The 2450-nt window shown below is 74.7% G+C and carries 3 protein-coding genes; 2 read left to right on the top strand and 1 reads right to left on the bottom strand.

Features of this window, described 5'->3' with window-relative positions:
• Positions 1–334, bottom strand: a 334-nt coding sequence (locus tag IE249_RS37905; RefSeq protein ID WP_373304420.1) for a 4'-phosphopantetheinyl transferase family protein, incomplete at its 3' end; no start/stop codon positions are given.
• Positions 335–587: 253 nt separating this feature from the next.
• Between IE249_RS37905 and IE249_RS19865 the strand changes: the two genes are divergently transcribed.
• Positions 588–1739, top strand: coding sequence for an ATP-grasp domain-containing protein (locus tag IE249_RS19865; protein ID WP_189706313.1), 1152 nt, complete (start codon positions 588–590; stop codon positions 1737–1739).
• Between the two features lie 194 nt (positions 1740–1933).
• On the top strand, positions 1934–2450 hold a 517-nt coding region (locus IE249_RS37900; protein ID WP_229858862.1), incomplete at its 3' end, for a carbohydrate binding domain-containing protein.

The raw sequence follows: 2450 nt of genomic DNA, 5'->3' as shown, positions 1-2450 counted from the left end.
GGGCGTGCGGCTCGGCGTCGATGCCGAGGGAGGCCAGCTCGCCGGCGGGGGCCAGGGCGGCGGCGCGGTACCCCTCGCAGTGGGTCATGCTGCCGACCAGCCCCTCCGGCCAGCACGGCGCGCCCCGCTCACCGGTCGGCACCGCCCGAGGCTCCACGCCCAGCTGGGCCATGGCCCGGCGGGCACAGGCCCGCACCGCCGCGAACTCGCGCCGCCGCTTGGGGACCGCACGCGCCACGGCCGCCTGCTCCTCGGGGTACAGCGGGGCCTCGTCGCCGTCGTCGCCGTGACTCTCCACGGCCACCACCGGGGCCGGGAGCAGTTCCTCGATCAACCGGGTCACGTCCTTGGTCGGGGCAGCGGTCCAGACGACCGTAGACCATGGCGGAGGCGGGCCGCTCCGGGGGTTTTGGCCACGCCCGATCCGTGACCTGCGCGTTGCACGCGGGGCTTGCCAGGAGTCGTATGATCGCCCCGACACCACCGCCGCAACTCCCCCTCGCGCAGGGCGGTTCGGTGTCCCTTCCTTCCCTCTGGCCGGGCACGGCCCGCTTCGCCCTGCCCGCGAACCGTGAAAGGCGGCCTGCATGGTCTCTCGCGTACGCGTCTGGCTCAACCGCACGTACGCGGAGAACGTGTTCTTCATGGATCAGCTGCGGCGGAATCCCGCCGACCGGGCGGTCGAGATCCATGCCACGCACGGCGACCCCGACTCCCCCGTGCTGGCCGCCGCCGACACCGCCGAACTCGAGCCGGAGGGCCTGTCCCCGGCGGCGTACGTGGAGTACGCGCTGGACCAGTGCGCGCGGCGCGGCATCGACGTGTTCGTGCCCCGGCTGCACCAGGACGCGATCGTGGCGCACCGGGCCGAATTCGCCTCGGTGGGCACCGCGCTGCTCGCGCCGACCCCGCAGGCGGTGGCGGTCTTCGCGGACAAGGCGACCGCGTACGAGGCGGTCCGCTCGATCGGCGTGCCGGTGCCGCCGTGGTGGCGGGTGCGCACGGCGGCCGGACTGCTGGCCGCCGTCGAGGAGTTGGAGGCGGCCGGGCACCGGGCCTGCCTCAAGCCGGCGTCCGGTGCGGGCGGGACCGGCTTCCGCGTGATCACCCGGGCGCCCTTCTCGCTCGCGGACCTCGACGGCTTCCCGGGCCCCCAGGTGCCCCTGGACCTGGTCCTGCGGGCGCTGGAGCGGGCCGAGGAGCGGGCGGAGAACCGGGCGGAGGAAGCCGTCGACTGGCTCGTGATGCCGCGCCTGGAGCAGCCCGAGGTCTCGGTGGACTGCCTGACCGGGACGGACAACCGCATCCGGCTGGCCGTGGGCCGCACGAAGAACGGCCGCCGCCGCGGCTTCACCCTGCACGAGCAGTGGCTGGAGCCGGCCCGCCGGATCGCGGAGGGCTTCGGGCTGCACTACCTGTCCAACATCCAGTTCCGGATGTTCGGCGAGCGGCCCGTCCTCCTCGACGTCAACACCCGCCCCGCGGGCGGGCTGCACCAGCTGTCGCTGTGCGGGGTCAACGCCCCCTGGGCGGCCGTGCGGCTGGCGCTCGGCGAGGACCCCGGTCCCGTGCCGCCGCCCTTCCTGGGGCAGGACTACACGGTGGTGGCGGGCCCGCGGCCGCTGCTGCCGGTCTCGGTGCCGCGGCAGCGCGCGTACGCGGCACAGCCGCCGCTCCCGGCCGCGCCGGCCCCGGCCTCGGCGCAGCCGGCGACTCCGGTCACGCCCACCCACGCCTGAGCCGACGCCTCCGGCATCTCCCGTCGTCCCCCGGCATCCCCCCGCATCCCAACTCCCCCGCCGGTCCGGACCAATTGCGGCGCCACACCTTGACATCGCGATTGGTCCATACCAACTTGGTGGCGCACCCCCGCACGGTCGCGTTCTTCCCGGCCGTGCCCTCCCCGACACCCCCACTCCTCCTGGGAGATCGCGTGCGCGACACACTCAGACGTCCCAGACGAAGACTGCTCGCCCTGCTCGGCTCCGCGGCCCTGGCCTTCGCCGGGGCCATCGCCCTCCCCGGCACGGCCGAGGCGGCCAACATCCTCACCAACCCCGGCTTCGAGTCCGGCGGCATCTCCCCCTGGACCTGCACCGGCAACCTCGGCTCGGTCGTCTCCTCCCCCGTGCACGGCGGCTCCAAGGCCCTTGCCGGCGCCGTGACGTCGAGCGACAACGCCCAGTGCAGCCAGACCGTCGCGGTCAAGCCCGGCACGACGTACACGCTGAGCGGCTGGGTGCGCGGCTCCTACGTCTACCTCGGCGTCGACGGCGGCGCCTCGACCTGGACCACCTCCCCCTCGGCGTACAGCCGGCTGTCGGTGTCCTTCACCACCGGCGCCTCCCAGACCAGCGCGAAGATCTACGTGCACGGCTGGTACGCCCAGGGCACCTACTACGCCGACGACATCAGCCTCGACGGCCCGGGCGGCGGCGGGGGCGGCGGCG

The organism is Streptomyces anandii JCM 4720 (assembly GCF_014650655.1).
Classification (GTDB): domain Bacteria; phylum Actinomycetota; class Actinomycetes; order Streptomycetales; family Streptomycetaceae; genus Streptomyces; species Streptomyces anandii.
The sequence above is the reverse complement of the archived record's forward strand: the minus strand, read 5'-3'. Positions and strand labels throughout refer to the sequence as shown.